Origin of the sequence: Pseudidiomarina sp. CB1 (assembly GCF_024752025.1) — a bacterium.
Taxonomy (GTDB): domain Bacteria; phylum Pseudomonadota; class Gammaproteobacteria; order Enterobacterales; family Alteromonadaceae; genus Pseudidiomarina.
The window spans coordinates 994,910-1,020,226 of sequence record NZ_JANTPU010000001.1 but is presented as its reverse complement, the minus strand read 5'-3'; the positions used below and the strand labels follow the sequence as shown (position 1 = coordinate 1,020,226).

The following is a 25,317-nucleotide window of genomic DNA, read 5'->3' as shown; positions in this document are numbered from 1 at the left end:
CAGTCATGGCGCGAGCATTTAATGTTGCGGTTTTAGGAGCTACAGGGTTGGTGGGTCAACATATGATTGAACTACTGGCCGAGCGAGACTTCCCGGTTGCACAGTTATTCCCATTGGCGAGTCAACGTTCCGCGGGAACCACTATTTCTTTCAAAGGCGAAGACGTTGAAGTTCTTGATGCCGACACGTTTGACTGGACACAAGTGGAGCTGGGCTTCTTTTCTGCGGGCGGCAGCATTTCACGGACCTTTGCGCCACGTGCCGCTGAAGCCGGGTGTATTGTCATCGACAATACCTCTGAGTTTCGCTACGAAGAAGATATTCCGTTAGTTGTACCCGAAGTGAACGCTCACGCCTTAGCGGACTTTCGCAATCGCAATATTATCGCTAACCCGAATTGTTCGACGATTCAGATGCTGGTAGCGTTGAAACCAATTTATGATGCGGTTGGTATTGAACGCATCAATGTGGCAACTTATCAGTCGGTGTCGGGTGCTGGTAAAGAAGCGATGGACGCTTTGGCGCAACAAACGGCGAGCTTGATGAATGGGCGCCCCTTAGAAAACGACTTTTTTGCGCGGCAAATGGCGTTTAATTGCATTCCACAAATTGACGTGTTTTTGGATAATGACTACACCAAAGAAGAGATGAAAATGGTGTGGGAAACGCAGAAAATATTTGGTGACCCGAGCATTCGCGTGAACGCCACAGCCGTGCGCGTTCCTGTGTTTTATGGGCATGCCGAAGCCGTGCATATTGAAACTCAGCAGCCGATTGATGCGGTACAAGCAAAGGATCTTTTACGGCAAGCTCCGGGTGTGGTGTTGCTGGATGCCAATGAGGATTTTCCGACGCAGGTTAGCGATGCTACTGGGCACGACGATGTTTTTGTTGGACGCGTACGCAATGATATTTCGCATCCGCAGGGCCTCAACTTATGGGTAGTGGCGGATAATGTACGCAAGGGTGCTGCAACCAACAGTATTCAAATTGCTGAACATTTGATAAAAGACTATATTTGAGTAAGTTTTTGATTTCACTTAGTTCCAATAATGACAGCTATAAGGACGGGAAAGTGATGGCACGGATTATCATAGCGGCAGCATTGGCACTGGTCGTGGCGTTTTCAGCCGTAGCCGTAGCGCAACAGGGGGCGCGTGCTTCGCGCTGGCAACCCGATCAGTTTGGTCCGATTGTACCCACCGACACTATGTGGAGTATTGCCGGTTACTATGGTCGCCAGCAAGGCGTAAGTATGTTCGATATGATGGACCGCATTGTCGCTGCTAACCCACGCGCCTTCCGCGATAACCGTCCGGACTTTATGTTGACGGGATTCTATTTGGATATCCCGGTTGTTGGTGAAGCTGTCAAATCAGCGCAGCCTGCAGTCAGTGCAGTTTCTGCGGACACCACCGCTGATGCGGCAGAAACAACACCGGAAACCGCCGACGATGCTTCTGAGCCGGTTGCTGATACCAGTGTGGAAAATGAAATTGCGATTTCGGTTTCCGAAATGCAAGCGCTGCGTACTCAATTGTCTGATTCGATCGACTTGATCGAAAACTTGCAAGGTGAAAATAGTGAACTACAAAGTCGTTTAGCTGCGGTTACGCGCGAGCTGAATGAGCTGCGTGCCCGAGCTGATGCGGAACAACAAGCATCATCAGAAATGGAATTGATGGCGCAGGAATTAAGCAATGAAGAAGTCACCAGCGACACCATTGCTGCCGAGCCAGAGACATTGAATCCTGCCGCTGAGCCAGCCACCGAAACGAAGCAAGCGGAGCCTGTCCCTGCGACAACCACCGCAAATCAACAAGTTGAGCAAGAAACCAAGACACCGCCGGTCATCAGCAAGCGGAAGCAAGAAACGTGGCTCGATTGGTTGTTGAAGCCGCTGCAAATAGCCATCGTTGGCGGCTTGCTGATTATTTTGCTCGGTATTATCGGGTTTGCGCTCTACATACGCCGCGTTAATCGTGAAATCGAAGAAGGTGGTTCGGCGCCAGACGCGAGCGCAGAAGACGCAACAGAAGTCGAACCAGAAGTCGAGCCAACAGAACATGAAGAGTCAGCAAATTGGCAAGAAGAAGGCGCAGAACCCGACTATGCGGAAGTGACCGATGTTGACCTCGATGAATATTTGCGTGAACGTGGTGATGAAGATGTAAACGATGCGTCGGACGCATCCTCGGCAACCGATAAAGGCGATGATGATACGGATCCGATGTCGCAAGAAGTCGATGAACTGTTGGCGATGGATTTCCCGAGTGAGGAAACTGAACCAGAATCGGAAGTGACTGAACCTGCGGAAGATATTGCTGAGTTTCGTGTTGCTGAAGCCGAACCAGTCGAACAACAAGATTTGGATGATGAGCAACGCACCCGTGGAGAACTTGAGGACGCCCTAGATTCCTTTGGCGGCTTGCGTCTGGATGAAGATGAAGCTGGCGATAAGGATGTAGCAGAGCGTCAAGATGACGAAGACTATGTGTCGATTGAAAGTTTGATGGAAGAAGCTGAAACCGAAGCCAGTGAAGAGCAAGAAGATCCTTATGATAAAGAGAAGCTCAATGAAGCTTTAGGCGGTGAAGGCAGCGATTCTGATGAAATTGATTTAGGTACCGAAGCCATGCTCGATGAAAGCAAGTCACCAGCGGCGAAACTCGACTTAGCCCAAGTCTATATTGATATGGGCGAAATCGATGATGCACGTGAGTTACTTGAGAGTATTAAGGGCTGTGGTGATGAAGAAGCCGAGCGTGATGCGGCAGAATTATTAGAGAAGTTAGCTGAACAGGGCGGTCGATGAGTAGTACGCGCTTCGCGCTGGGTATCGAATATGATGGTAGTCAGTATTTTGGTTGGCAACGGCAGCGCGAGGTCGTTGCCGTTCAAGAGGTTCTTGAGAAAGCTTTAAGTAAGGTTGCAAACCACCCCGTTGAAGTTGTTTGTGCTGGGCGTACTGATGCCGGCGTGCATGCGACCGGTCAGGTGGTGCATTTCGATAGCCAAGAACCACGTAGTGATGCAGCTTGGACGATGGGCATCAACAGCAACCTTCCACACGACGTCGCTGTACGTTGGGTGCGACAGGTCCCTGAGGACTTCAGTGCGCGGTTTAGTGCGACAGGTCGACGTTACCGCTACATTATTTGCAATACGCGTTTACGTCCGGCCATTTTAGGGCGCGGCGTCAGCCATTACCACTTTGCGCTTGATGCAGATAAAATGCATCAAGCAGCGCAAGGCCTGCTCGGCGAGCATGATTTTAGCTCTTTTCGCGCTGCACAATGCCAATCGCATTCGCCAAATCGTTGCGTTACGCATATCAATGTTACCCGTCATCAAGATTTTATTGTCGTTGATATTGCCGCAAACGCCTTTTTGCATCATATGGTTCGCAATATCGTCGGCACCTTACTTGCGGTCGGACGCGGCGAGCAGTCGCTAGCATGGCCCGCGGAACTCTTAGCAAAACAAGACCGTACTTTGGCAGCCGCCACAGCGAAAGCCGAAGGTTTGTATCTCGTTCAGGTGGATTACCCTGAACAATATGCACTGCCAGTGTTGCCCCCCGGGCCCCTGTGGTTGCCAGAGGCAAACCACTAATAAGACCACTTTTTACTGCAAGGTCAGTGCAGAGTATGCTTTAATACAGGGAATTTAGGGCCTTTGCCGAAGTCATTTACAGAGAATTAAGACACGATATGAGCTGGATTGAGCGAATTCTTGCAAAACCAAAAAGTGGTAAACGCCGCAACATCCCAGAAGGGGTGTGGACGAAATGCACCAGTTGCGATGCCATTATTTACAGCGCAGATCTAGAGCGCAATTTGCATGTTTGTACCAAGTGCGATCACCACATGCGTATGTCGGCACGACGTCGACTTGCGAGCTTTCTTGATAGCGATAGCGCGAGCGAGATTGGTGCGGAGTTAGAACCGAAAGACATTCTTAAATTCCGTGATTCAAAAAGATACAAAGATCGTATCGCGGCAGCGCAAAAAGCAACTGGTGAAAAAGACGCTTTGGTTGCGCAGAAGGGCAAACTTAAGGGTATGCCTGTGGTTGCTGTAGCCTTTGAATTTGAGTTCATGGGCGGCTCCATGGCATCAGTAGTTGGCGCTCGCTTTGTGAAAGCTGCAGAAGTTTGTCTACGTGAGCGTATTCCGTTGATTTGCTTTTCGGCATCGGGTGGTGCGCGTATGCAAGAGGCTTTAATGTCACTGATGCAAATGGCGAAAACCTCGGCAGCGCTCGCGCGAATGAGTGAAGAAGGGCTACCGTTTATCTCGGTGTTAACTGATCCGACGATGGGCGGGGTCTCTGCAAGTTTAGCTATGTTGGGCGACGTTAATATTGCCGAACCGAAAGCTTTGATTGGTTTCGCTGGTCCTCGCGTGATCCAGCAAACAGTGCGTGAAACTTTACCTGAAGGCTTTCAACGTGCAGAGTTTTTGTTGGACCATGGCGCCGTTGACATGATCGTTGATCGTCGGCAAATGCGTAACCGCATCGCTGCATTGTTGGCGAAGTTCCAACACCATGCGCCATTGGCGGACGAGTATTGATCAAACGCTCATGAGCGCAACACCTCAACCACCTTCTGTCACAGCCGGGCTTGATGCCTGGCTGTCCTATTTAGAAGCCCTGCACCCTAGCGAAATTGATCTCGGTTTAGAGCGAATACAGGCGGTCGCGCAACGTTTAGGAATTGCGCCTGGCCAAGCGAAGGTGATCACGGTTGCTGGTACCAACGGCAAAGGCTCCACTGTTCGCTACCTTGAGACGATGTTGCGCGCCGCAGGTTATGTTACCGGTGTCTATATTTCACCACATTTAGTGGATTATGAGGAACGGGTGCGCATCAATGCTCAGCAACTTGATGCACAGTACCACGTTGAGGCGTTTAACGCGGTTGAGCAAGCGCGGGGTGACACGTCACTGACGTACTTTGAGTTTGGTACCTTGGCGGCATTTTGGTTGTTACAGCAGCAAGCATTGGACGTTTGGATTTTAGAAGTCGGTCTGGGCGGGCGTCTTGATGCAGTGAATTGTATCGCTGCTGATGTTGGTGTGATCACCTCTGTAGGTATCGACCACGTCGCTTTTCTTGGTCCTGATCGCGAAAGCATCGCGCGGGAAAAGGCAGGTATTTTCCGCCCTGACAAAGCAGCAATCATCGGCGAGCCTGATTTTCCCGCTACTGTTTTGGCTGAGTTAAGGCAGCGTGGCATTGAGCCCGCACGGGTAGGTCGCGATTTTCACTATCGGCGCAATGCTGATACTGAAACCTGGGATTACGTTGGGCGATCCAGTGTCCTGCGGCAGCTACCGCTACCGCAGCTACCGTTACCGAACGCTGCTACGGCACTGAAGGCTCTCGAAAAGCTGGCTTTACCGGTGTCTTTACAGGCGATTAAGCAGGGGCTTCAGACAGCGCGTGAACATGGGCGACTTGAGTTTCGTCCCGGCTCACCAAATGTGTTACTGGATGTCGCACATAACCCCCATGCGGCGACATTTTTAGCCGAGCACATCCGCAGCCGCTTTCCCAATTACACCATCATGGCCGTTGTAGGAATGCTCCACGACAAAGATATTCGCGGTACATTAGCTGCATTAGCGCCGGTGGTAGGGCAGTGGTTTTTCGCCGATTTAGCAGGCCCTAGGGGAGCTAAAGCTTTGCGTTTAGCGGACGAAATGGCGCCCGGTAGTGTTGCATCGGTGCATACCTTTTCGACGGTTGCGGACGCCTACCAGGCGGCTTGTGCAGAGGCGCAGCGGGAAAGCGTAGAAACACTAGTATTGGTGTGTGGCTCGTTTTACACTGTTAGTCAAATTCCTCAAGCGGAGTAAGCATGGCGTCGCAACTTCAAAACCGTATCGTAGGTAGCATCATCTTAATTGCATTAGCAGTCATTATTTTGCCAGAGTTGCTGGATGGGAAGCAGGTGAAGCAACAGCAAGAGTTAGCAGCAATCCCGATGCAACCTGATGCTGAGGTGATTGAGAAAACCGTGGTTCTACCGAGTGAAGAACTCGCTGGTACACCGATCGAAGTTGATGAAATGGAGCCGTTGCCTGATACCGTCGAGCTTACCGCAGAAGATGCGCCTCGCGTTGCCGAACCTGCGGGCGAAGAGGTCAACACAGAGCCTGCACAACCGGTAACCACCTCCTTGTCTGAGCCAGGTTATGTGATTCAATTAGGCGCCTTTAGTAATGCCGAGTCGGTTGCTGCACTAATTAAGCAACTGCAGGAGCATGGCTTTGCTGCCTACAGCGAAGCGGCGCAAGTGAATGGCAAAACACTTACCCGCTTATTCGTCGGGCCAGCGCTTAGCGAAGCCGAACTTGAAGCACAACTTCCCGAATTACAAAAGCTCACAGGTCTTTCCGGTCGGGTTGTCAGTTACGAACCGTAAAGCTAAATAAAAAGTGGCGTTTTTCAGCTGTTTTTCTGTTAAACTGCGCGCGTCTTAAACAGCCTTAGGAACTTCCTTATGGTCTGGATCGATTATGCTATTTTAATTGTTATCTGCTTGTCGACTTTAGTCAGTTTGGTACGCGGCTTCATCAAAGAAGCCTTGTCTTTGGTCGTATGGGTAGCGGCGTTTTTTGTTGCCAGTTGGTACTACGCCGATCTCGCCTCTTATTTCACCGGTCTCGATGATCCCATTGTGCGTAATGCGGTTGCTGCATTGGCGCTATTCATTACCACGCTTATTGTTGGCGCAGTCGTGAACTACGTGATGGGGCAGCTTGTTCACAAAACGGGACTTACCGGTACAGACCGTGTGCTTGGTGGTGTGTTTGGTGCGCTGCGCGGTGTTTTAATTGTCAGCGCCTTACTGTTTTTCTTGGATAGTTTTACCGGTCTTGCCGGCACCGATTGGTGGCAGCAGTCATTGCTGATCCCGCATTTCGGCGTATTTATCCAATGGTTTTTTGAGTATTTCGAGCAAACTTCGAGTTTCCTCCCCAATTAAGTCAATGAGGTTGTTCTAGCATGTGTGGAATCGTCGGTATAGTAGGTAAAGATCCGGTCAATCAAGCGTTGTATGACAGCTTAACCATGCTGCAGCATCGCGGGCAGGACGCCGCAGGCATCATGACGGTGCACAACAATACGTTGCGCTTGCGTAAAGCGAACGGCCTCGTACGTGATGTGTTTCATACACGCCACATGCATCGTTTGGCCGGTCGCGTGGGGATCGGACACGTTCGCTATCCGACCGCGGGAAGCTCAAGCTCTGCCGAGGCACAGCCGTTTTACGTGAATTCACCGTTCGGTATCGCCATGGCGCATAATGGTAATCTTACGAATGCCCAAGAGATCCAAGATCAGTTATTCACCAAAGCACGTCGCCACATCAACACGACCTCTGACTCAGAAATTCTGTTGAACATTTTTGCCCATGAGCTCTATCAGCAACAGAGCCTCGAGCTTACAGCAGATGATGTTTTTGCAACGGTAAGTCGTGTTCATCGGCAAATCCGTGGCGCCTATGCGGTGGTAGCTATGATTATCGGCTTCGGTATTGTGGCGTTTCGCGACCCATGGGGCATTCGCCCGTTAGTGTTAGGCAAGCGCGAAACACCAAATGGTAACGAGTACATTGTCGCCTCAGAAAGTGTTGCCATTGACGGAACCGGCTTCAAGTACGAGCGTGATATTGAGCCAGGTGAAGCGGTTTATATTACCGAAGATGGCGAGCTGTTCTCACGTCAATGTGCGGATAATCCACAACACTGTCCGTGTATTTTTGAATACGTTTATTTTGCCCGTCCAGACTCGTTTATTGACAAAATTTCAGTCTATGCCTCACGGGTGAATATGGGACGTAAGCTCGGCGAGAAAATCAAGCAAGACTATGCTCATCTTGATATTGATGTGGTGATCCCCATCCCTGAAACCAGTTGCGATATTGCGCTAGAAATGGCGAATGTCCTCGACTTACCTTACCGTCAAGGCTTCGTGAAAAATCGTTATATTGGTCGTACGTTTATTATGCCGGGTCAGACGCAACGTCGTAAGTCAGTGCGACGGAAGCTGAATGCCATTGGTGCTGAGTTCCGCGGCAAAAATGTCTTGTTGGTGGATGACTCCATTGTACGGGGTACCACGTCAGAGCAAATTATCGAAATGGCTCGTGAAGCTGGTGCGAAGAAGGTCTATTTTGCCTCTGCAGCGCCCGAGATTCGCTTCCCGAACGTTTACGGTATTGACATGCCAAGTGCGAACGAATTGATTGGCCATGGCCGTGAAGCTGACGAGATTAATGCATTGATTAAAGCGGATGGTTTAATCTATCAAGATCTTGAAGATTTGATCGCTGCGGTAAAAGAAGAAAACCCCTCCATTCAGCAGTTCGAAACTTCGGTATTCAGTGGCGAGTACATCACCGGCGACATCAATCAAAGTTATCTTGATCGTCTCGACGCCGCACGCAATGATGTCGCGCGTCACGGTGGCGATGGCGAGGAAGATGCCAATCTTGAGTTGCACAACGAAAGCGACGACGAGTAGCCCGTGGTTCTACCACGGGAAATATCGAATTGAACGAGCATGGTTGAAATGCGCAGTTGGATCCGTGGTAGAACCACGGGCTACCATGAACAAACAAAAAGCCCGCCGAAGCGGGCTTTTTTTATACCAGTTGGAACGGGTAAACCGAGCCTAATTTCAGGATTTGCGTCAGCTCGTCGAGTGCGCCGCGCGACTCGTTCAGCAACTGTGGGTCACGCAGGTCATCCACACTCAATTCTTCGCGATAATGCTTATCTACCCACTCATTAAGGCGAGTAAAGAGTCCATCGTTCATGATCACGGCTGGATTGACTGCAGCAAGCTCATCATCATTCATAGCAACCCTTAGGCGCAGACAAGCCGGACCACCGCCATTACGCATGCTCTGTTTAACGTCAAAGAAGTGCACTTTCTTGATAGGTGTATTACGCTGCACTAAATCTTCCAAATAAGCCTTCACGCGCGGATTTTCTTCGCACTCGGTTGGCGCGATGATGGCCATGCTGCCATCTGGCATGGTCAGCAACTGCGTATTAAACAAATAAGTTTGTACCGCATCTTCCACAGAGACTTCGCTGGTTTTAACACAAATAAAGTGTACCGGCTCAGCGCCGAATTTCTGCTGAATTTCAGCAAGTTTCGCTTCGGTATCCAAGAAGGCTTGCTCGTGGTAGAACAAGACATTCTGGTTACCTACCGCGATGACGTCATTGTGGAATACACCCTGATCGATAACATCCGGATTCTGCTGAATATAGACTGTATTTTCGTCACTCAGGCCATGCAAACGCGCAATCGCTTGCGACGCTTCAAAGGTTTGCCGTGCAGGGAACTTCGTTGGTGCCGGCTTACTACTGTCAAATGCATAACGTCCGAAGGTAAAGATCTCGACACCGGCGTGGCCATAGTTGCTACACAATCGCGTATGGTTCGCCGCACCCTCATCACCAAAATGCTCGTTGTCAGGTAAGTGCAGATGATGTTCAAAATAACGTGAGTTATTGAACATAGCTTGTAAAATACGGCCGCTGGTCATCGGCTCCAATGAACGGTGGAATTTATTGGTCAAGTTAGCGGGGGTAAAGTGGACTTTCCCATTCGCAGTGTCTGCGCCCGGCGATACCGTTGCTGCATTTGCCGTCCACATACTTGAAGCGGAGCACACAGCCTGATAAATTTGCGGCGCTTCGGTGGCGGCTTTGTAGAGAACTTCGCCATCGTTGCCAGTGAAACCAAGACGGCGCAAGGTGGCAATGTCAGGGCGCTCATGCGGTGCAAAGACGCCTTGAACCATTCCCATATCGTGTAGGGCCTTCATTTTAGCAAGGCCTTGCTTGGCTGCGGAGCGAGGGCTGGAAACGGCTTTAGCGTTGGATAGTGACGCGACATTACCAAAGGATAGACCCGCGTAATTGTGCGTAGGGCCAACCAGACCGTCGAAGTTCACTTCAAAATGTTGAGTGCTCACGAATTCCTCCATTGCAGTTGCAAGCAAGTGATTGGCGGCTATTATACCCACAACGGGCCTCTTGTGTAAGCCCTGAAGTGGCGTAAGTCCGCGTCTTACAAGGTGATCCGAGGAGCGCTTGCATAGCTATAAGTAATCAACGAATTTTTATTAAATTTGCTTCGCATGGTTGTTTACTGTGAACAGAAGCGATATATCTAAAAAAAGATCCCATCTTATTAGGACACGAAGGACGCATGGCAAAATCGCTAGTAATTGTCGAGTCGCCGGCCAAGGCTAAGACCATAAATAAATATTTAGGCAACGATTTCGTCGTGAAATCGAGTGTCGGCCACGTACGTGACCTACCTACGCGCAGCACTGCGGAGGTGGCGAAAAAGTCACCAGCTGAAGTGCGCAAGATGTCGCCGGAACAAAAAGAAGCCTATCGACAGGCGCGCGAGTTCAAGAAGCTTGTCGCCCGGATGGGGGTAGATCCCGAGCACGGCTGGGAAGCACATTACGAAGTTTTACCCGGCAAAGAAAAGGTTGTCAGCGAGCTACAAAAGCTAGCGAAGAAAGCCGATGCCGTCTATCTCGCAACGGATTTGGACCGCGAGGGGGAAGCCATTGCTTGGCACCTACGCGAGCTTATTGGTGGCGACGACGAACGCTTTCGTCGGGTGGTCTTTAACGAGATCACCAAGAATGCGATTCAAGATGCGTTTTCGCAGCCTGCACACCTTAACCTTGACCGCGTGAACGCCCAACAAACCCGCCGCTTTCTTGATCGGGTGGTGGGCTTTATGGTTTCACCATTGCTTTGGAAAAAAATTGCCAGAGGCTTGTCGGCAGGGCGAGTTCAGTCGGTTGCGGTACGCTTGGTGGTTGAACGCGAACGCGAGATTAAAGCATTTGTACCGGAAGAATACTGGGATATTTATGCTGACCTAAGCACTGCGCAGAAACAAGAATTGCGCATGCAGTTAGCGAAGTACCTTGGAAAAACGTTCAAGGCTGGTGATAAAGCCGCCGCAGATAAGGCTGTTGCTGCACTCAAGACGGCGGACTACAAAGTTATCGACCGTGAAGATAAACCAACGAGCAGCCGACCATCGGCACCGTTTATCACCTCAACTCTGCAACAAGCAGCGAGCACGCGACTCGGTTATGGTGTGAAGAAAACCATGATGTTGGCGCAGCGTCTGTATGAAGCGGGTCACATCACGTACATGCGTACCGACTCGACCAACTTGAGTAAGGAAGCAGTGGCAACATGTCGCGACTTCATTGGTAAGCAGTACGGTAAAGACTACTTGCCCGAAAAGCCGAATGTGTATGGCGCCAAGCAAAATGCGCAAGAAGCGCACGAGGCAATTCGTCCCTCGAGTGTCAGTGTTAAGTCGGAACAGTTGCGTGATATGGAGCGCGATGCTCAGCGTCTCTATGAGCTCATTTGGCGACAATTCGTCGCTTGCCAGATGACACCAGCCCGTTACGACTCCACCACTTTGACCGTGGGCGCGGGGGATTATGAATTGAAGGCCCGAGGTCGGGTTATGCGTTTTGCCGGTTGGACGAAAGTACAACCGCCTGCGGGCTCCAAAAATGCGGATGATGCGACGTTGCCGGATGTAAAAAAAGGCGATGTCTTGAATTTACAGGCATTGGATCCGCAACAGCACTTTACCAAGCCGCCGGCTCGTTTCAGCGAAGCGTCATTGGTAAAAGAGTTAGAAAAGCGCGGCATTGGCCGCCCGTCGACTTATGCTTCGATTATTTCGACCATTCAGGATCGTGGCTACGTGCGAGTTGAGAACCGTCGTTTTTATGCGGAAAAAATGGGTGAAATCGTCAATGATCGTTTAGTCGAAAATTTCTCGCGCTTATTGAATTACAATTTTACCGCCGAAATGGAGCAGGCGCTCGATGACATTGCGGAAGGGAAGCGTGATTGGAAACAAACCTTAGACGCTTTTTACGACGAGTTTTCGAAGAAACTTGAGAAAGCCGAACTACCGCCGGAGGCTGGCGGTATGCGTGGCAATGAGATGGTTCTGACCGATATCGATTGTCCGAAGTGTGGCCGCAAAATGGGCATACGCACAGCATCGACCGGCGTATTTCTAGGTTGTTCTGGTTATGAGCTGCCAGCCAAGGAACGTTGCACCCAAACGCTGAATCTGTTGCCTGGCGAAGAAGCTGTCAAAGTGAGTGATGACGACGAAGCGGAAACGGAAGCGTTGCGGGCGAAAAAACGTTGTCCGGAGTGCGGTACCGCGATGGACAGCTACTTGATTGATAAAGAGCGCAAATTACATGTTTGTGGTAACAATCCTGCTTGTCCCGGGCAACTGGTCGAGTATGGCGAGTTCCGCATCAAAGGTTATGATGGACCAGTGCTTGAATGTGATCGCTGCGGTAGTGACATGCAGCTGAAAACGGGGCGCTTTGGTAAATACTTTGATTGCACCAATGATGACTGTAAGAACACACGAAAACTCCTGAAAAATGGTCAACCAGCGCCACCGAAGGAAGATCCTGTGCCATTCCCAGAATTACCATGTGAGAACTCTGATGCGTATTTTGTGCTGCGCGATGGTGCGTCTGGTGTGTTTATGTCGGCGAATACGTTTCCCAAGTCACGTGAAACACGTGCGGTAAAAGTTGCGGAGTTGCAACGTTTTAAGGATCGTATTCCGAAGAAGTTTCATTATTTAACCGAAGCGCCGACCGAGGATGATGACGGTAATGAAGCGATCGTTCGCTACAGCCGCAAACAAAAAGAGCAGTATGTTATTACCGAAGCCGATGGTAAGCCAACGGGGTGGCAGGCTTACTATCGCGATGGTAAATGGCAGGTCAAAGAAACTAAAAAGCGTAAGAAATAACGCTCGCTAGAATCCGCTCTTACCCGCTTGCGGCGGGTGAGGGCAGTGACTACAGTTAGAGGACACCGTGACGGAACAACGGTGCAATCTGACATGGAGGTCACTACATGGGCCAAGGCGTTTATTTTTCTCAAGTTATCCGTAGAATTTTGCCCTACTTGGCATTACCGCTCGCGATCTGGTGCACGTCAAGTTACAGTCAAATTGACTCCCCCGTAGCAGCCTCGACCTGCCCGAGCTTTTCCTTCGCAGCTGAACCTTTTAAGCCGCAGCGCACCGCAGTTACAGAAGCAGCTGCCGCGCAAGCCATTACCGCGCGTTTGCAACCCGGCTTACTTAAACCACAAGTCGAAAGCTTGATTAAGCAAGGTTTCGATGTTGAATACATCGATTGGCGCGCATCACCACATTATCGTTGGTCGACTCACTTTGAGTTTGCGGCCGACGATTGGCAGCGCGCACTCACCAAAATCCTGCAACCGTATCAACTGCAACTCACTTTGTACGCTAATCACATGGCTGTGGTAGCGCCAACCGCTCAGGTGCAATGATGACCAGATACGCGCTGATCAGTGTGGTGTTGCTGCTTGGAGCATGCCAAACACCTAACACCCATGACCTCGAAGAGCGCAAGTCGAGGGCGTTGGCTGAGCTTGCCAAGTTGCGCTATCCAGCCGCCGTTGCGGCAGAGACAGTTCAATACGCCGATGACTTTTTCGTGCCAGCGCTCGACGAAACACTGCAACAAGAGCCCGTCTGGTATAGCAAAGAAGTGCAGGTCGAGGTCACCGCAATGCCGCTTGATAGCCTACTTGCATCGGTATTCACTGACCAGTACGTAACCTCTGCGTTTGCCGATCCCAATTTAGCTGAACAAGAGGTTTCGTTAGTTTTCAAAGGGTACCGCGGGGACCTGATCAAGGCTATTGCCAATCACTTGAACTGGCATGTTGAGTACGATGATCAACAGTTGCGTTGGAGCCGCTGGCAAACGATGGAATTTGACGTGGCGTTTATTGCCGGTGCTAGCGAATATTTTATGGGGAATAAAGATACGACGAGGCAAGTCGCTAATGACGGGCAAGGGATGCCCTCAGGTGGTACTCCGCAACGCTCGAGTGAGCAATACAGTAACTTTCGTAATGAACGTCTAAGTGTCTGGGATGATTTGGCGCGCACCCTAAAATTATTGGTATCCGAGCACGGTGTCGTGAGCTTAAATCAGAGTTCAACGTCGGTGGTGGTGCGTGACACGCCTTATCATGTGCAAGCGGTTGCGAGTTATCTGCGGCAACAAAACGAGAGGCTTACCCGTCAGGTCGCCATTGAAGTGCAGATCATTGAAGTTAATTTTAATGATGAGCAACAACTTGGCATCGATTGGCAGGCATTAACGCAAACGGCCGGTGGTAATGCGGTTCTAGGTTTAGGTGCGGGTGGTGGCGCACTTGCCGATGCCCTTGGTGGGCAATTGTTCTGGCAGCGTCAAAGTGGACGTGCCGCAGGTTCTGAACTTTTTATTCAAGCACTTGAGCAGCAAGGCTTGGTGACAATCAATAACCAACCAAGAGTAGTAAGTTTAAACAATCAAATAGCTAAAATTGCCTTACAGGATAATGCGACTTATTTAGCCTCGGCTGGAACCACAAGCACAGTGAATGTGGGAGCTACGACAACATTGCAACCGGGAGTCGTAACAACAGGGTTCGAGCTTTATTTATTACCTAGTATTCGCGAAGGCGAAGTTATTCTCCAGTTATCAACTGAACTTTCCGATCTGCAACGCATTGATGAAGTGCGGTCAGGCGACCAGTTGATTCAAACGCCGCATACCAACCGTAAGCAATTTTTTATGCAAGCCGCGGTTGCTGATGGACAAACATTACTCTTGTCTGGTTTGCGTAATCAGCGGTCTCAGCTTCAGGCGCAACAAAGTTGGCTAAGTATTATGCTCGGTGGCCAACAACTTGAGCAGCAGCGGCATAGCGAAACCTTGGTCTTGTTAACGCCGACCATTGTGACCAGAGGAAACGGTTGATGACAGCGGTGTGGGCTATTAATGGTTGGCGGCAGCAAGAGCGCTCTGCAAGTGCTATTACTAAGGCGCTGGCAGTCGCACGCGAGCGTGGCATGCAAACTTACAATATTAGTCGTATTGGAAAGCGTTATTGGCTGGTGTGTAGCCGCGAAGTAACGCCGATGTATGACCTTGCGGCAACCGTACGTCGTCACTACCGAAATGTCGTACAAGGTATATACCTAGCTGTATGGCGAGAGCAGTTTGTTGTAGTGGTGTGGAAGAATGCGCTGCTGCAGCATTGTGTTGCTTGCACGGCCAATGAAACCGGGCTCGCTCACATACAACTACTTCTCGAACGGCTTACGGGTAAAACGAGACGTCATTCAGCATTGTTGCTGGCGAGCTCTGTTCCACAACACTTACATGATTATTGCCTTGCCCACTTAGCGCAATGGCAATTGCACACGAATCAGGTAGATATTGGCGACCTACCACACGACAAACGAACCAAGTTACGTGATATCGCCTTACCGACAACGTGGCAGCAACGACAACGTCTATTTATAGCCGTATTGTTGACCCTCACGGTTGCCGCCGCTTTGGGGTGGTATCTATGGCCGGAACAACCTGTGCAAGTGAACGAGCAAGTTAAGGTTCAGCAAGCACTGCCAGATCCGAAAGGGGTTGTGCCCACGGTTTTGCAAGAATTACCAAACCTTTTTCATGGTATGAACCACCTTGCTGGGTGGCAATGGCATTCAGCTGAGTTGCGCGGTCAGGAGTTACATGTGTCGCTACGGGCAACGTATGGTCGTCCCGAGGAACTGCCGCATCAGCTTGATGCCGCGTGGCAAGTACTGCCGCAAAGGCAGCAAGCTGCGGCAAAATACGCGTGGCCGACAGTACCATTTGCACGCCAGAAAGCAGGCTTTAGTGTCACTGGCCTCGATACAGCTGATTGGCAGAGGCGACTTAAGCGTTATTTCCCCACTCTTGAAGTAAAACAGGGACAAGCGCTGGCGACAGCGCAGTATCGCCAAAGTGTATTTGTTCTTAAGTTTTTGCAGACAGACTTTGCTGAACTCGCGCGATTGAGTCAATTGCTTAATCATCCGCACTTGCGAATCGTGAAAATGAACTTGCAAGCCGGGCCGCGATTGCGGTCGGAACTAGAGGTTCACCTGTATGCACCACAGGTCATTTCCATGGAAGGAGCATCATAATGGTTTATCCACTTGCGTTACTTTTATTTTCGACCCCTGTGGTAGACGCTACTTCAGGGCGTGAGCTGGAGCAGCAATTGGCGAGAGTCAGCGCTTTGCGTATTGAGGAGTTGGCCGAGTTGAAGGCGGCGGCAGAAGTACGCAAACTGCAACATCAACTACAAGTTGCGCAGCTCGCAGCGCAAATCGCCGAGGTTGATCCGCAGCCTGCGGCGCATGTCACAGCGACTGAGAATCCCCTGAATACGTTAAAGCTACTGGGTGTCGTCGGAGTGGATACGCAGTTACGAGTATGGTTACAGGGTGATAGCCGGCCGTACTTCGTAAGCGTCGAGCTACCAGGGCCAAATGGCCTTAAACTCGTTCGCCAAGGGCATCAGTTGACACTCGTGCAAGGACAGTGGCGGCGCGATATAGCACTCACGGAGGTTCGCTAATGCGCTACATTACTGATACTGAATGGCAAGCTGCAATTGCAGATGAGTTTTATTTACAAGAATGCGTGGGGTTGACTGAAACAGCTAGCGAAGAAGGAACCGCAGTGGTAGTGACCACTGAGGGGTATTTAATTGCCAGTCGTGACTCGTGGCGGCGCGACTCGATTGCGCTCTTGCGTCTGCAGGAGGAGTTGCAAGCTCGTCAGGCTTTTCGCCAGCAACTACTTGGTGATGCGCGGGAAATTCGTAGGTTTTTACATGATGCAGAAGCGACGCGGGCACAACGCTTGCGCCAACATGACGAGCCGACTTTTGATCGTACGAGAGCCCAGCAAGCTTTGGAAGATTTGGTGACCCAAGCATTAGTGTTGGAAGCATCGGATATTCATTTGGTGTTCGACGCACGGCATGCGAGCTTAGCATTCCGAGTGCACGGTCGCTTGGTTGGCCACCTTGAGCGTCCGCGCGAAATTTTAGTCGCGGCGATCGCAGCCGCACTGAATACCAGTTCAGATGACTTTCATGAATTATTTGACGAACAGCGGTTATCAAGTGCCAGCATTAATGTGGTCGTGGCGCTGCACGGTGAGCCACAACGTATTCGTTTGCGCGTGCAGAAATCGCCGACTCGGAATGGTTTCGCAGTAACCATGCGCGTACAAATCGAACGTCAACAGATTCTGCGTTTGCAAGATCTTGGTGTTGCTGCGGATCTCATTGCGCAATTACATCTGTTGTTGGAACAGCCTCGTGGCATGTTGCTGATCGCCGGACCTACTGGACAGGGAAAAACAACGACCTTAGCAGCGTTAAACTTAATGATCCCACCTGATCATAAAATCATTTCGCTCGAGGACCCCATTGAAATTATTCAGCCACATATCGAGCAAAAACCAGTTATTGCAGACCACGCAGAATTAAATTTCGCCAACATGGTTAAAGTTGCTTTGCGCGAAGACCCAGATGTGATCTCAATTAGTGAAATTCGTGATAGTAAGACCGCACAAGCAGCCTATACCGCGGCTTTGACAGGACATCTTGTGACCGCAACCGTGCATGCTCATGATTGCTTTGGGGTGTTACAACGCTTGCATGATTTAGGTTTAGCTTATGAGATGCTTGCTCAACCTGGCGTTATTCGAGGCGTCCTAGCACAGAGGTTGCTCAAACAAGATTGTCAGCATTGCGCAAGTTGGGTGCTAGACGACCGAACAGCTTGCCCGAAATGTCAGGGGACAAAAGCTGGCAAACGGCAATTTGTTGGCGAGTATCTTGATGTGAATGACGGGTTACGGCGCGCACTACGCAGCAATATGTTGGATGATTATCGAGCGGAGCTTATCAGCCACGGATGGAAACCGCTCGATCAGCAATTACAGGAGGCAAAGGAATGCCAGATGGAAAGTCATTCAAGTCGCTGCGGCTAAGCAAGCCTTTGCGCCGCGCACAGCAGCTAGCGCTCCTTGAAGATATTGCCTTAGCCCTCGGCGATGGGCTAACGGTCGCACAAGCTTGTCGTGAACTTCAGCACCATGCGGCACAACAAAAAATGTTTCGTGAGCAACAAGCTGTCACCGATTTACAGGCGGCTATTTATCGCGGACAACCTATGGCGACAGCCATGCGTAAATGGTTTGCGCAAGATCTATGCATGCTGGTTAGCGTTGGCGAACGAAGTGGTCTGTTGGAACAGCTCGTGGCTGCGCAGCGCCAGTTTGAGCGACAGCGCCGTGCGGCCCTGCAAGCATTCTGGCGACCGCTTATTTACCCGTTCATCATGCTCCTCGTAAGCATGTTCGCTTGCTATGCAGTAGGTACTCAGGTTTTGCCGAAGCTCACAGCGGGCCTTGCCGAAATAAGTTGGCCACTACTAAGTCTGCACCTTATGAGTATTGCCGAAGGTGTTTGGTTGTTCGCGATAGGGATGGCTTTAGCTGCTATTTTGATCTGGTGCTGGGGACCTTACCCGCTTATTGACTTTCGTTATGTGTTTTGGCGTTGGCTGGCGCAACACAACGCTTTTGTGATACGCCGCTATTTCGATGGCGTCTTGTTGCTGCAAACGTTAACCGTTCTCCTACGCGCCGGTGTTCGGCTCGATCGAGCTCTGGAAGCGATGCAGGAGTTTGGTACGGGTGCGCTGGCACCGATACTTCCGAACATCCGGCAAAAACTCGCTAACGGAGAGCGCTTGCTGGCGACGATTTTAGATTGTGGCTTGTTGTCACCACGAATGTTATTTCGACTCAGTAACGGTAGTCGAAATGCAACCGAACATGGAACCTTGCAACGCGTTGCGAATTACGCCGCCGCAGATGCAGCGACGGCTTTGCAACGCTTACGAGTGACCATGCAACTCTGCTGTTATGGGCTCATTCTATGGCTACTGCTTATTACCGTTGGCGGTATGGGAGCGATGCTTATGGCAGTAACTCAACAACACGTTCGTTAGTGTTAGGAAAACTTAAACAAGGAAAGTGAATTATGACTATGAAAATGTCGCGTCGAATGCAGGGCTTCACCTTTATTGAGGTGCTTACAGTACTAGCGATTATTGCGTTAGCAACTGTGGGGACATTGGTGGTTCGCGATTGGGCCGTTGGCAATGCGCGAGTGAGTGACGCCAAGAACCAAATTGTGACCATTCAGTCTGGCGTACAGCTTTGGCGTCCGCGCAATGGCGATTTTACTGGCATTAGTATGGCGTCGATGTCGGCGATTGCAGCGATTCCTGAAAGTTGGGGGGATGGCACCAGTATCAATCCATGGGGTGGAAGTATCAATGTTGACGCTGATGTATCGGATAGCAGTCGTTATGTTGTCACGGTGTCAGGCATTGGTCAGGACGGTGAAGGAGCGCGCCTCGCACGAGATTTCACCGAATACACCGTGGATAGCACATACAGTGCGGGTACTCTGACACTGCGCTTCCAAGGATAACCAAAAGGTGATAACGATGCAGTGTGGAACTGCGGTGCGACCAAGCCTAATGCGCGGATTTCTGCTTGCCGAGTGGGTTATTGCATTGGCGGTGCTAGGCAGCTTCGCATTGCTCGTTATCATTTTTGTACAACGTCAAGAGATTTACATCAACACGCAGCAAGAACGACGCCAAGAAGCGCGCATCAACATAATTGAGCGCAACACAGAATGGTTACGTAACGAGCATCGTTTGTTCATTGAGTTGCAGGAGGGCGACTAATGCAGAAGCGGCGGGGACTCATATTAATCGAGTTAGTGATTGCCTTAAGTTTACTTTCAGCGTTGCTGTTATTTAGTCAACATTGGCTCACGCAACAGAACAGAAACGCGCTGGCGGTGAATGATTTGCCAGTGGCACAGCAAATGCTAAAGGCCATTGAGTACTTCTGGTTACAGGAACGTCGTCCACCGACAAGTTTGAACGAACTGATTAGCAAAGGCTATATCGCCGCCGTTTGGCAACCGTGGCCAGGTGAATGGCGATTGCAACTGAGCGCCAATATGCTGCGTTTAGCCTTACCAGCGACCGATCTTGCCGTTGCCCAGCGTACAAGTGAGCAGGTTCCAGGAGCACACGTTAACTCCACTAATGAACTGACCCTGCATGTATTTGAGCCGGTTCAGCTGGCACTCCATAAGCGCTATTTGCATCGCACGGTCGACGTCACAGCACCAGAGTACAACCAAATGGAAGTTGACCTGAATATGAACGGACATGCACTTGATAATGCGGGCAACGTGATTGCTGAGCGGGTGGTCACAACCTCGGCACTCATAGATCAAGCAACATTTAATCAGGTACAGGCTGCAAGCGCGAGTGTCACTGACCTGCTAGCAAGCAATGCCACGCTTGGTAGTCATGATGTTGTGCTACTGGCGAATCGTGTGCAGCAATTGCATGAACAATGGCAGCTATGTTTGGCAAATGGTGGATGCCAGTGAGCTTGCCTACCACCAAGCAGAGGGGGCAAGCGCTGGTCGAAAGTTTAATCGTATTCCCGATTCTTCTCGTCACAACACTTTTAGTCACGCAGCTGTTATGGATTGCCTTGGCACATGCCACAGTGCAAACCGCAACCAACTACAGTGCACGTGCAGGCACCATCAACCATGGTCAGCGTGCTGTGATGGAGAGAACATTTATTGTTGGCATGGCGAGTCTTGTACCTCAGTGGTTCGTAGCATTACCGCCGTCGACAACTGAACGCTGGCAGGCACAATTGGCAGCAACTGCACGGCAATGGGCGCGTTTCCAGTGGGCTGGGAAATTACAAATTCTGCGGCCGACTGCTCAAGTTCTCCAGGAACATGCTGAGCAACGTTATGATCTTGCGTCGGAACAGTGGGTAAAGGAGTTAGCTGTTGATCATGCCAGTTTGCGTTTAGCAGAGGCGGCTGATGCTGAGCAATGGCAAGCTGAGCGGACGTTAGAAATTGAAGTGTGGTGGTGTTTGCGGTTGCAGGTACCGCTCGCAGCAGCGCTGCTTGCCGCACTGAAAAATGCGAATGCGTCAGCTGCGCAACAGTTTTGCCACTCACGCCAAATGCTTAGTGGGCAACCTCTTTGGGCGTTAGAGCATAAGGTTGCCTACCCGTTATTGAGTGGCTATCGTGTGCCTTAGTTAGTCTCGGCTCGCTGCGGTGAGTGCCAAGTATCACAGGCTTGTAGGGTATTTTGCATGAGCGTGGCAACGGTCATTGGGCCAACACCGCCAGGTACTGGTGTGATATAGCTTGCCCGCTCGGCTGCGGGGGCAAACTCGATATCGCCAACTAACTTACCATCACTTCCACGGTTAATACCGACATCAATGACTATCGCACCAGGCTTTACCCAAGCACCAGGAATAAAGTTTGGCTTGCCCACCGCGACCACCAGCACATCTGCGCGTTCAACATGGTGTTGCAGGTCTTTGGTGAAGCGATGACAGACGGTTGTGGTAGCGCCACCGAGCAAGAGTTCGAGGCTCATAGGTCGACCGACAATATTAGAAGCTCCTACGACAACCGCATGTAAACCATGCAAGTCGACACCAATCGAGTCGATAAGGGTGATGACGCCGCGCGGTGTACAGGGGCGCAACGCTGGATTACGTTGCGCTAAGCGCCCCATATTAAAGGGGTGAAAGCCGTCGACATCTTTAAAGGGGTTAATGCGTTCGAGCAGCTCTTGTGCATCAAGGCCTTCGGGGAGAGGGAGCTGTACCAAAATGCCATCGACAGTTGGATCATTGTTTAACTTATCAATCAGAGCGAGCAACTCGCTTTGTGTGGTCGAGGCGGGTAAGTCATACGATTTCGATGTGAACCCAACTTCGTCACAGGCGCGTCGCTTGCTGCCGACGTAAACCTCAGAGGCGGGATCTTCACCTACCAAAATGACCGCTAGACCTGGCGCGCGAAGTCCTTGTTGTACACGTTCAGCGACGCGTTGTTTAACTTGTTCACGAACCTGTTGGGCGACATGTTTGCCGTCGATAAGTTGCGCTGTCATTGGATTCCCCAAATAAATAGAATGTGAAGGTCAATTTGGTGGTGTATTTTTGCATGTTTCCGCTGCTGATTGTAGTTAAGATTAGGGATAATTCATGAAGGTACGTATAATTAAGCAGCGAATTGTTTTAAAAATCGTCAGTCAGTGAATTTGGGCAAAAAAATGTTTGACGCTGCCTAGCCGAGTGGGTATTATTCGCCCCCGTTGTCAGGCCGCGTCCTGCACGGGTTTACTTAGATGTCGGCGAGTAGCGCAGCTTGGTAGCGCACTTGGTTTGGGTCCAAGGGGTCGCTGGTTCGAATCCAGTCTCGCCGACCATTCTAAGCAAGCGTTAGTACCATGCGCCCGTAGCTCAGCTGGATAGAGCAACGGCCTTCTAAGCCGTCGGTCGCAGGTTCGAATCCTGCCGGGTGCGCCATTTTAGCCCTGGCATGACAAAGCACGTTGAAGTAAGTCAAAGTAAGTAGTGGTGGCTGTAGCTCAGTTGGTAGAGCCCCGGATTGTGATTCCGGTTGTCGTGGGTTCAAGTCCCATCAGCCACCCCATTTACGGCGAGTAGCGCAGCTTGGTAGCGCACTTGGTTTGGGTCCAAGGGGTCGCTGGTTCGAATCCAGTCTCGCCGACCATTATCTCCCTCTCAAAAAAATAAACCTTTCTGTTCCATATTTTAGCGCCCACTTAAGTTGAAATTCTGTCTGAACTAGCGCATATTGCTAAAGTTTCGTTAATAAAAATGACGAGTTCATTACGCATGACGACCGAATCAACTACAATAACAACACATTCGACCGCGCAGTTTGCGTATCTTATTTCGCAAATTAGTACCAGCCTGATCAACGCATCACCCGCTGAGTCTGCTCAACATATCGAGAATGCTCTTGCGGCATTAGGTAGCAACGATCGTAAGGATCGCTGTTACGTCTTCTTGTTTTCTAATGACTACAACGAGATGTCTAATACGCATGAGTGGGTTAATGACGGTATTACCGCCCACAAAGACGACCTGCAAGGCGTTCCGGCCTCGGCAATGCCGTGGTTCTTTCGCGAAATGAAGGCGAACGGCCTGATCTTGGTAAATGATACAGCACAGCTGCCTGATGAAGCGGGGGGGTTTAAGGCTGAATTGGTGCGCGAAAATATTCAGTCAATGATGGCGGTAGGCATGTATTTGGAGGGACGCCTCATTGGCTTTGTTGGTTGTGATCTTGTGCATCGACAGTGCGACTGGAGTGATGAAGATGTGCGGCAAATGCGCTTGGTGGCGGACATGATCACCAACACGTTGGCGCGCCACCGCACCGAAGCCCAGCTACAACAGATGGAAGCGGAATTGCGGGCAGCCAATACAAGGTTAGCGCAACTGGCACATGAAGATGGGCTGACCGAACTGAAAAATAGGCGCGGGCTCGATGCCGCATTAAGTAGCGAACTCAGCCGGTTACAGCGTAAACAGCAAGTCCTCACCGTGATGATGATTGACATTGACCACTTTAAGCAACTGAACGATCAACATGGGCACATGGTCGGTGATGCGGCGTTACGCTGTGTTGCGCAAGAGCTGAAGCACACCTTGCAGCGCAGTGGTGAAACGATTGGTCGCTTCGGCGGCGATGAATTTTTAGCGATTTGTCCATTGTTAACCGAGGCCGAAGCACAACAACGCGCAGAAACCTTACTGGCGCGCATTAGCTCCTGTGAGGGTGCAGCTCAATTGACCATAAGTGTCGGAATTTACACCTTTATTCCGACGGCCACGAGTACGCCTGATGATGTGATGCGGAAGGTTGATAACGCCGTGTACCGCGCGAAACATAATGGCCGTGATCGTTTCGAAATCGCGAGTTAGTGGCTAACTTCGACAAAAAGATAACCTGCACTACTCGACTCTCTCGCCTCCCTTCGCTATAATGCGGCGTCATTTTCAAGGGCCCCAATCGTGGTGGGCTCAAGGCCAATAGTGAAGCCGAGGTAAGAAAGCAATGCAGGTTTCTGTAGAGACAACCCAAGGATTAGAGCGCCGCGCCACCATTACTGTGCCAGCGGCAACCATCGACGAAAAAGTCAAAGAGCTGTTGAAGAACGAGTACCGTAACCGTCGCATTAACGGTTTCCGTAAAGGCAAGGTACCACCGAATGTATTGCAAAAATTATTCGGCAAAGAAGCTCGTGCTCGCGCTGCACAAGAACTGATGCAGAGCAAATATTTCGAAGCAATCATGCAGGAAAAAATGAATCCTGCAGGCCCTCCTTCCATCGAGCCTAAAATCAATGAAGAAGGTAAGGACCTTGAGTTCGTTGCAACCTTCGAAGTTTATCCAGAAGTTGAAGTACAAGGTTTGGATAAAATCGAAATCGAAAAGCCTGACGTGACCGTCACTGAAAAAGATGTCGACGATATGCTCGACACGTTGCGTAAGCAGCACGCGAGCTGGAAAGAAGTGAAGCGTAAGTCGAAGAAAGGTGAGCGTATCACGATCGATTTCACTGGTCGCATCGATGGCGAAGAATTTGATGGCGGCAAAGCGCAAGACTTCGCTTTAGAACTTGGTCAGGGTCGCATGATCCCAGGTTTCGAAGACGAAATTATCGGTATGAAAACTGGCGAAGAAAAGACCATTAAAGTCACCTTCCCAGAAGACTATCACGCTGAAAACCTGAAAGGGAAAGAAGCTGAATTCGATATCGTCGCTAAGAAAGTTGAAGAACAAGTTTTACCAGAAGTCGATGACGAATTTGTTGCGTTGTTTGGTGTGAAAGAGGGCGGCATTGACGCACTTAAAGCTGAAGTTCGTAAAAATATGGAACGCGAACTGAAGAACACCGTACAAAGCAAAGTGAAAGAGCAAGTATTGAAAGGCTTGGTTGAACACAATGACGTAGAAACACCGTCAGCGATGGTTAAGCAAGAGATTGACGTTTTGCGTCGTCAAGCGATGCAGCGTTTCGGTAATAACGCTCAACAAATGCCTGAGTTACCAGCTAACTTGTTTGAAGAACAAGCGAAAGAACGTGTAAAAATTGGCTTGTTGTTGGGTGAAGTTATTCGTGGCAATGACATTAAAGTCGACGATGCAAAAGTTGACGAAATCATCGCTAACAATGCGTCAGCTTACGAAGATCCAGAAGAAGTTGTGGCCTATTACAAAGGCAACCAGGAATTGATGCAACAAGTGCGCAATGTAGCACTTGAAGATCAAGCAATTGACTTCGTTCTTGGTAAAGCTAAAGTTTCGGCGAAAAAGACCAGCTTCGACGAGTTGATGAACCCGAAACAGAAGTAAGTT

At 50.3% G+C, this 25,317-nt stretch carries 23 protein-coding genes and 4 tRNA genes; 25 read left to right on the top strand and 2 right to left on the bottom strand.

Features of this window, described 5'->3' with window-relative positions; genetic code table 11:
• The first annotated feature begins 5 nt into the window (after positions 1 to 5).
• From NV375_RS05000 to purF, 8 genes are all read left to right on the top strand, one after another.
• Positions 6 to 1,022 (top strand): aspartate-semialdehyde dehydrogenase, encoded by a 1,017-nt coding sequence (locus NV375_RS05000; RefSeq protein ID WP_126771070.1) that lies wholly within the window; start codon positions 6 to 8, stop codon positions 1,020 to 1,022.
• Positions 1,023 to 1,078: 56 nt separating this feature from the next.
• Positions 1,079 to 2,815 (top strand): FimV/HubP family polar landmark protein, encoded by a 1,737-nt coding sequence (locus tag NV375_RS04995; RefSeq protein WP_126771068.1) that lies wholly within the window; start codon positions 1,079 to 1,081, stop codon positions 2,813 to 2,815.
• Entirely contained in the window at positions 2,812 to 3,615 is an 804-nt protein-coding gene (gene truA, locus NV375_RS04990) for a tRNA pseudouridine(38-40) synthase TruA (protein WP_126771066.1), read from the top strand. Before NV375_RS04995 ends, truA begins: the two co-directional genes overlap by 4 nt.
• Positions 3,616 to 3,713: 98 nt before the next feature.
• Entirely contained in the window at positions 3,714 to 4,577 is an 864-nt protein-coding gene (gene accD, locus NV375_RS04985) for an acetyl-CoA carboxylase, carboxyltransferase subunit beta (RefSeq protein ID WP_126771064.1), read from the top strand.
• A 10-nt stretch (positions 4,578 to 4,587) separates the two neighbouring features.
• A complete protein-coding gene (gene folC, locus NV375_RS04980) occupies positions 4,588 to 5,865 on the top strand; it encodes a bifunctional tetrahydrofolate synthase/dihydrofolate synthase (RefSeq protein WP_126771062.1) in 1,278 nt (425 codons plus the stop codon).
• Between the two features lie 2 nt (positions 5,866 to 5,867).
• Positions 5,868 to 6,434, top strand: a complete 567-nt coding sequence (locus tag NV375_RS04975) for an SPOR domain-containing protein (RefSeq protein ID WP_126771060.1) — start codon at positions 5,868 to 5,870, stop codon at positions 6,432 to 6,434.
• A 78-nt stretch (positions 6,435 to 6,512) separates the two neighbouring features.
• Entirely contained in the window at positions 6,513 to 6,998 is a 486-nt protein-coding gene (locus NV375_RS04970) for a CvpA family protein (protein ID WP_126771059.1), read from the top strand.
• Positions 6,999 to 7,018: 20 nt separating this feature from the next.
• Positions 7,019 to 8,539: an amidophosphoribosyltransferase gene (gene purF / locus NV375_RS04965; RefSeq protein ID WP_126771057.1), complete on the top strand. Its 1,521-nt coding sequence runs from the start codon at positions 7,019 to 7,021 to the stop codon at positions 8,537 to 8,539.
• A 121-nt stretch (positions 8,540 to 8,660) separates the two neighbouring features.
• Here purF and astB read toward each other — a convergent pair whose 3' ends face one another.
• A complete protein-coding gene (astB, locus tag NV375_RS04960; RefSeq protein WP_241967822.1) occupies positions 8,661 to 10,007 on the bottom strand; it encodes an N-succinylarginine dihydrolase in 1,347 nt (448 codons plus the stop codon).
• Positions 10,008 to 10,243: 236 nt separating this feature from the next.
• Between astB and topA the strand changes: the two genes are divergently transcribed.
• From topA to NV375_RS04905, 11 genes are all read left to right on the top strand, one after another.
• Positions 10,244 to 12,877 carry a type I DNA topoisomerase gene (gene topA, locus NV375_RS04955; RefSeq protein WP_126771055.1) on the top strand — a complete coding sequence of 878 codons (2,634 nt, stop codon included), beginning with the start codon at positions 10,244 to 10,246 and terminating at the stop codon, positions 12,875 to 12,877.
• Between the two features lie 107 nt (positions 12,878 to 12,984).
• Positions 12,985 to 13,428 (top strand): hypothetical protein, encoded by a 444-nt coding sequence (locus NV375_RS04950; protein ID WP_258807186.1) that lies wholly within the window; start codon positions 12,985 to 12,987, stop codon positions 13,426 to 13,428.
• On the top strand, positions 13,428 to 14,915 hold the full coding sequence (locus NV375_RS04945) for a hypothetical protein (protein WP_258807185.1): 1,488 nt from the start codon (positions 13,428 to 13,430) through the stop codon (positions 14,913 to 14,915). The genes NV375_RS04950 and NV375_RS04945 overlap by 1 nt, the downstream gene beginning before the upstream one ends.
• The gene (locus NV375_RS04940; RefSeq protein WP_258807184.1) at positions 14,915 to 16,120 is read left to right on the top strand and encodes a hypothetical protein; all 1,206 of its coding nucleotides are present in this window, start codon (positions 14,915 to 14,917) and stop codon (positions 16,118 to 16,120) included. Before NV375_RS04945 ends, NV375_RS04940 begins: the two co-directional genes overlap by 1 nt.
• Positions 16,120 to 16,557, top strand: a complete 438-nt coding sequence (locus tag NV375_RS04935; protein ID WP_258807183.1) for a hypothetical protein — start codon at positions 16,120 to 16,122, stop codon at positions 16,555 to 16,557. Before NV375_RS04940 ends, NV375_RS04935 begins: the two co-directional genes overlap by 1 nt.
• Positions 16,557 to 17,984, top strand: coding sequence for a GspE/PulE family protein (locus NV375_RS04930; protein ID WP_258807182.1), 1,428 nt, complete (start codon positions 16,557 to 16,559; stop codon positions 17,982 to 17,984). Before NV375_RS04935 ends, NV375_RS04930 begins: the two co-directional genes overlap by 1 nt.
• A complete protein-coding gene (locus NV375_RS04925; protein ID WP_258807181.1) occupies positions 17,948 to 19,009 on the top strand; it encodes a type II secretion system F family protein in 1,062 nt (353 codons plus the stop codon). The genes NV375_RS04930 and NV375_RS04925 overlap by 37 nt, the downstream gene beginning before the upstream one ends.
• Positions 19,010 to 19,041: 32 nt before the next feature.
• Complete coding sequence (locus tag NV375_RS04920) at positions 19,042 to 19,497, top strand: type II secretion system protein (RefSeq protein WP_241967821.1); 456 nt, start codon at positions 19,042 to 19,044, stop codon at positions 19,495 to 19,497.
• A 16-nt stretch (positions 19,498 to 19,513) separates the two neighbouring features.
• Positions 19,514 to 19,759 (top strand): hypothetical protein, encoded by a 246-nt coding sequence (locus NV375_RS04915; protein WP_126771042.1) that lies wholly within the window; start codon positions 19,514 to 19,516, stop codon positions 19,757 to 19,759.
• Entirely contained in the window at positions 19,759 to 20,481 is a 723-nt protein-coding gene (locus NV375_RS04910) for a hypothetical protein (RefSeq protein ID WP_126771040.1), read from the top strand. The genes NV375_RS04915 and NV375_RS04910 overlap by 1 nt, the downstream gene beginning before the upstream one ends.
• Positions 20,445 to 21,161: a TadE/TadG family type IV pilus assembly protein gene (locus tag NV375_RS04905; protein WP_126771038.1), complete on the top strand. Its 717-nt coding sequence runs from the start codon at positions 20,445 to 20,447 to the stop codon at positions 21,159 to 21,161. The genes NV375_RS04910 and NV375_RS04905 overlap by 37 nt, the downstream gene beginning before the upstream one ends.
• On the opposite strand, the gene folD is transcribed toward NV375_RS04905, so the two are convergent.
• A complete protein-coding gene (folD, locus tag NV375_RS04900; protein ID WP_126771036.1) occupies positions 21,158 to 22,033 on the bottom strand; it encodes a bifunctional methylenetetrahydrofolate dehydrogenase/methenyltetrahydrofolate cyclohydrolase FolD in 876 nt (291 codons plus the stop codon). The genes NV375_RS04905 and folD overlap by 4 nt on opposite strands.
• Positions 22,034 to 22,274: 241 nt before the next feature.
• Between folD and NV375_RS04895 the strand changes: the two genes are divergently transcribed.
• From NV375_RS04895 to tig, 6 genes are all read left to right on the top strand, one after another.
• Positions 22,275 to 22,351: transfer RNA gene (locus NV375_RS04895), tRNA-Pro, on the top strand.
• 23 nt (positions 22,352 to 22,374) lie between these two features.
• A tRNA-Arg gene (locus tag NV375_RS04890) sits at positions 22,375 to 22,451 on the top strand.
• A 51-nt stretch (positions 22,452 to 22,502) separates the two neighbouring features.
• Positions 22,503 to 22,578: transfer RNA gene (locus NV375_RS04885), tRNA-His, on the top strand.
• A gap of 4 nt (positions 22,579 to 22,582) precedes the next feature.
• Positions 22,583 to 22,659: transfer RNA gene (locus tag NV375_RS04880), tRNA-Pro, on the top strand.
• Positions 22,660 to 22,784: 125 nt separating this feature from the next.
• Entirely contained in the window at positions 22,785 to 23,879 is a 1,095-nt protein-coding gene (locus NV375_RS04875) for a sensor domain-containing diguanylate cyclase (protein WP_157980865.1), read from the top strand.
• Between the two features lie 133 nt (positions 23,880 to 24,012).
• On the top strand, positions 24,013 to 25,314 hold the full coding sequence (gene tig, locus NV375_RS04870; protein ID WP_126771033.1) for a trigger factor: 1,302 nt from the start codon (positions 24,013 to 24,015) through the stop codon (positions 25,312 to 25,314).
• Positions 25,315 to 25,317: the final 3 nt, after the last annotated feature.

Coding starts and splice junctions, on each gene's coding strand:
- NV375_RS05000 (WP_126771070.1), top strand. CDS start 6: ATGGCGCGAGCATTTAATGTTGCGGTTTTAGGAGCTACAGGGTTGGTG.
- NV375_RS04995 (WP_126771068.1), top strand. CDS start 1,079: ATGGCACGGATTATCATAGCGGCAGCATTGGCACTGGTCGTGGCGTTT.
- truA (WP_126771066.1), top strand. CDS start 2,812: ATGAGTAGTACGCGCTTCGCGCTGGGTATCGAATATGATGGTAGTCAG.
- accD (WP_126771064.1), top strand. CDS start 3,714: ATGAGCTGGATTGAGCGAATTCTTGCAAAACCAAAAAGTGGTAAACGC.
- folC (WP_126771062.1), top strand. CDS start 4,588: ATGAGCGCAACACCTCAACCACCTTCTGTCACAGCCGGGCTTGATGCC.
- NV375_RS04975 (WP_126771060.1), top strand. CDS start 5,868: ATGGCGTCGCAACTTCAAAACCGTATCGTAGGTAGCATCATCTTAATT.
- NV375_RS04970 (WP_126771059.1), top strand. CDS start 6,513: ATGGTCTGGATCGATTATGCTATTTTAATTGTTATCTGCTTGTCGACT.
- purF (WP_126771057.1), top strand. CDS start 7,019: ATGTGTGGAATCGTCGGTATAGTAGGTAAAGATCCGGTCAATCAAGCG.
- topA (WP_126771055.1), top strand. CDS start 10,244: ATGGCAAAATCGCTAGTAATTGTCGAGTCGCCGGCCAAGGCTAAGACC.
- NV375_RS04950 (WP_258807186.1), top strand. CDS start 12,985: ATGGGCCAAGGCGTTTATTTTTCTCAAGTTATCCGTAGAATTTTGCCC.
- NV375_RS04945 (WP_258807185.1), top strand. CDS start 13,428: ATGACCAGATACGCGCTGATCAGTGTGGTGTTGCTGCTTGGAGCATGC.
- NV375_RS04940 (WP_258807184.1), top strand. CDS start 14,915: ATGACAGCGGTGTGGGCTATTAATGGTTGGCGGCAGCAAGAGCGCTCT.
- NV375_RS04935 (WP_258807183.1), top strand. CDS start 16,120: ATGGTTTATCCACTTGCGTTACTTTTATTTTCGACCCCTGTGGTAGAC.
- NV375_RS04930 (WP_258807182.1), top strand. CDS start 16,557: ATGCGCTACATTACTGATACTGAATGGCAAGCTGCAATTGCAGATGAG.
- NV375_RS04925 (WP_258807181.1), top strand. CDS start 17,948: ATGCCAGATGGAAAGTCATTCAAGTCGCTGCGGCTAAGCAAGCCTTTG.
- NV375_RS04920 (WP_241967821.1), top strand. CDS start 19,042: ATGACTATGAAAATGTCGCGTCGAATGCAGGGCTTCACCTTTATTGAG.
- NV375_RS04915 (WP_126771042.1), top strand. CDS start 19,514: ATGCAGTGTGGAACTGCGGTGCGACCAAGCCTAATGCGCGGATTTCTG.
- NV375_RS04910 (WP_126771040.1), top strand. CDS start 19,759: ATGCAGAAGCGGCGGGGACTCATATTAATCGAGTTAGTGATTGCCTTA.
- NV375_RS04905 (WP_126771038.1), top strand. CDS start 20,445: ATGGCAGCTATGTTTGGCAAATGGTGGATGCCAGTGAGCTTGCCTACC.
- folD (WP_126771036.1), bottom strand. CDS start 22,033: ATGACAGCGCAACTTATCGACGGCAAACATGTCGCCCAACAGGTTCGT.
- NV375_RS04875 (WP_157980865.1), top strand. CDS start 22,785: ATGACGACCGAATCAACTACAATAACAACACATTCGACCGCGCAGTTT.
- tig (WP_126771033.1), top strand. CDS start 24,013: ATGCAGGTTTCTGTAGAGACAACCCAAGGATTAGAGCGCCGCGCCACC.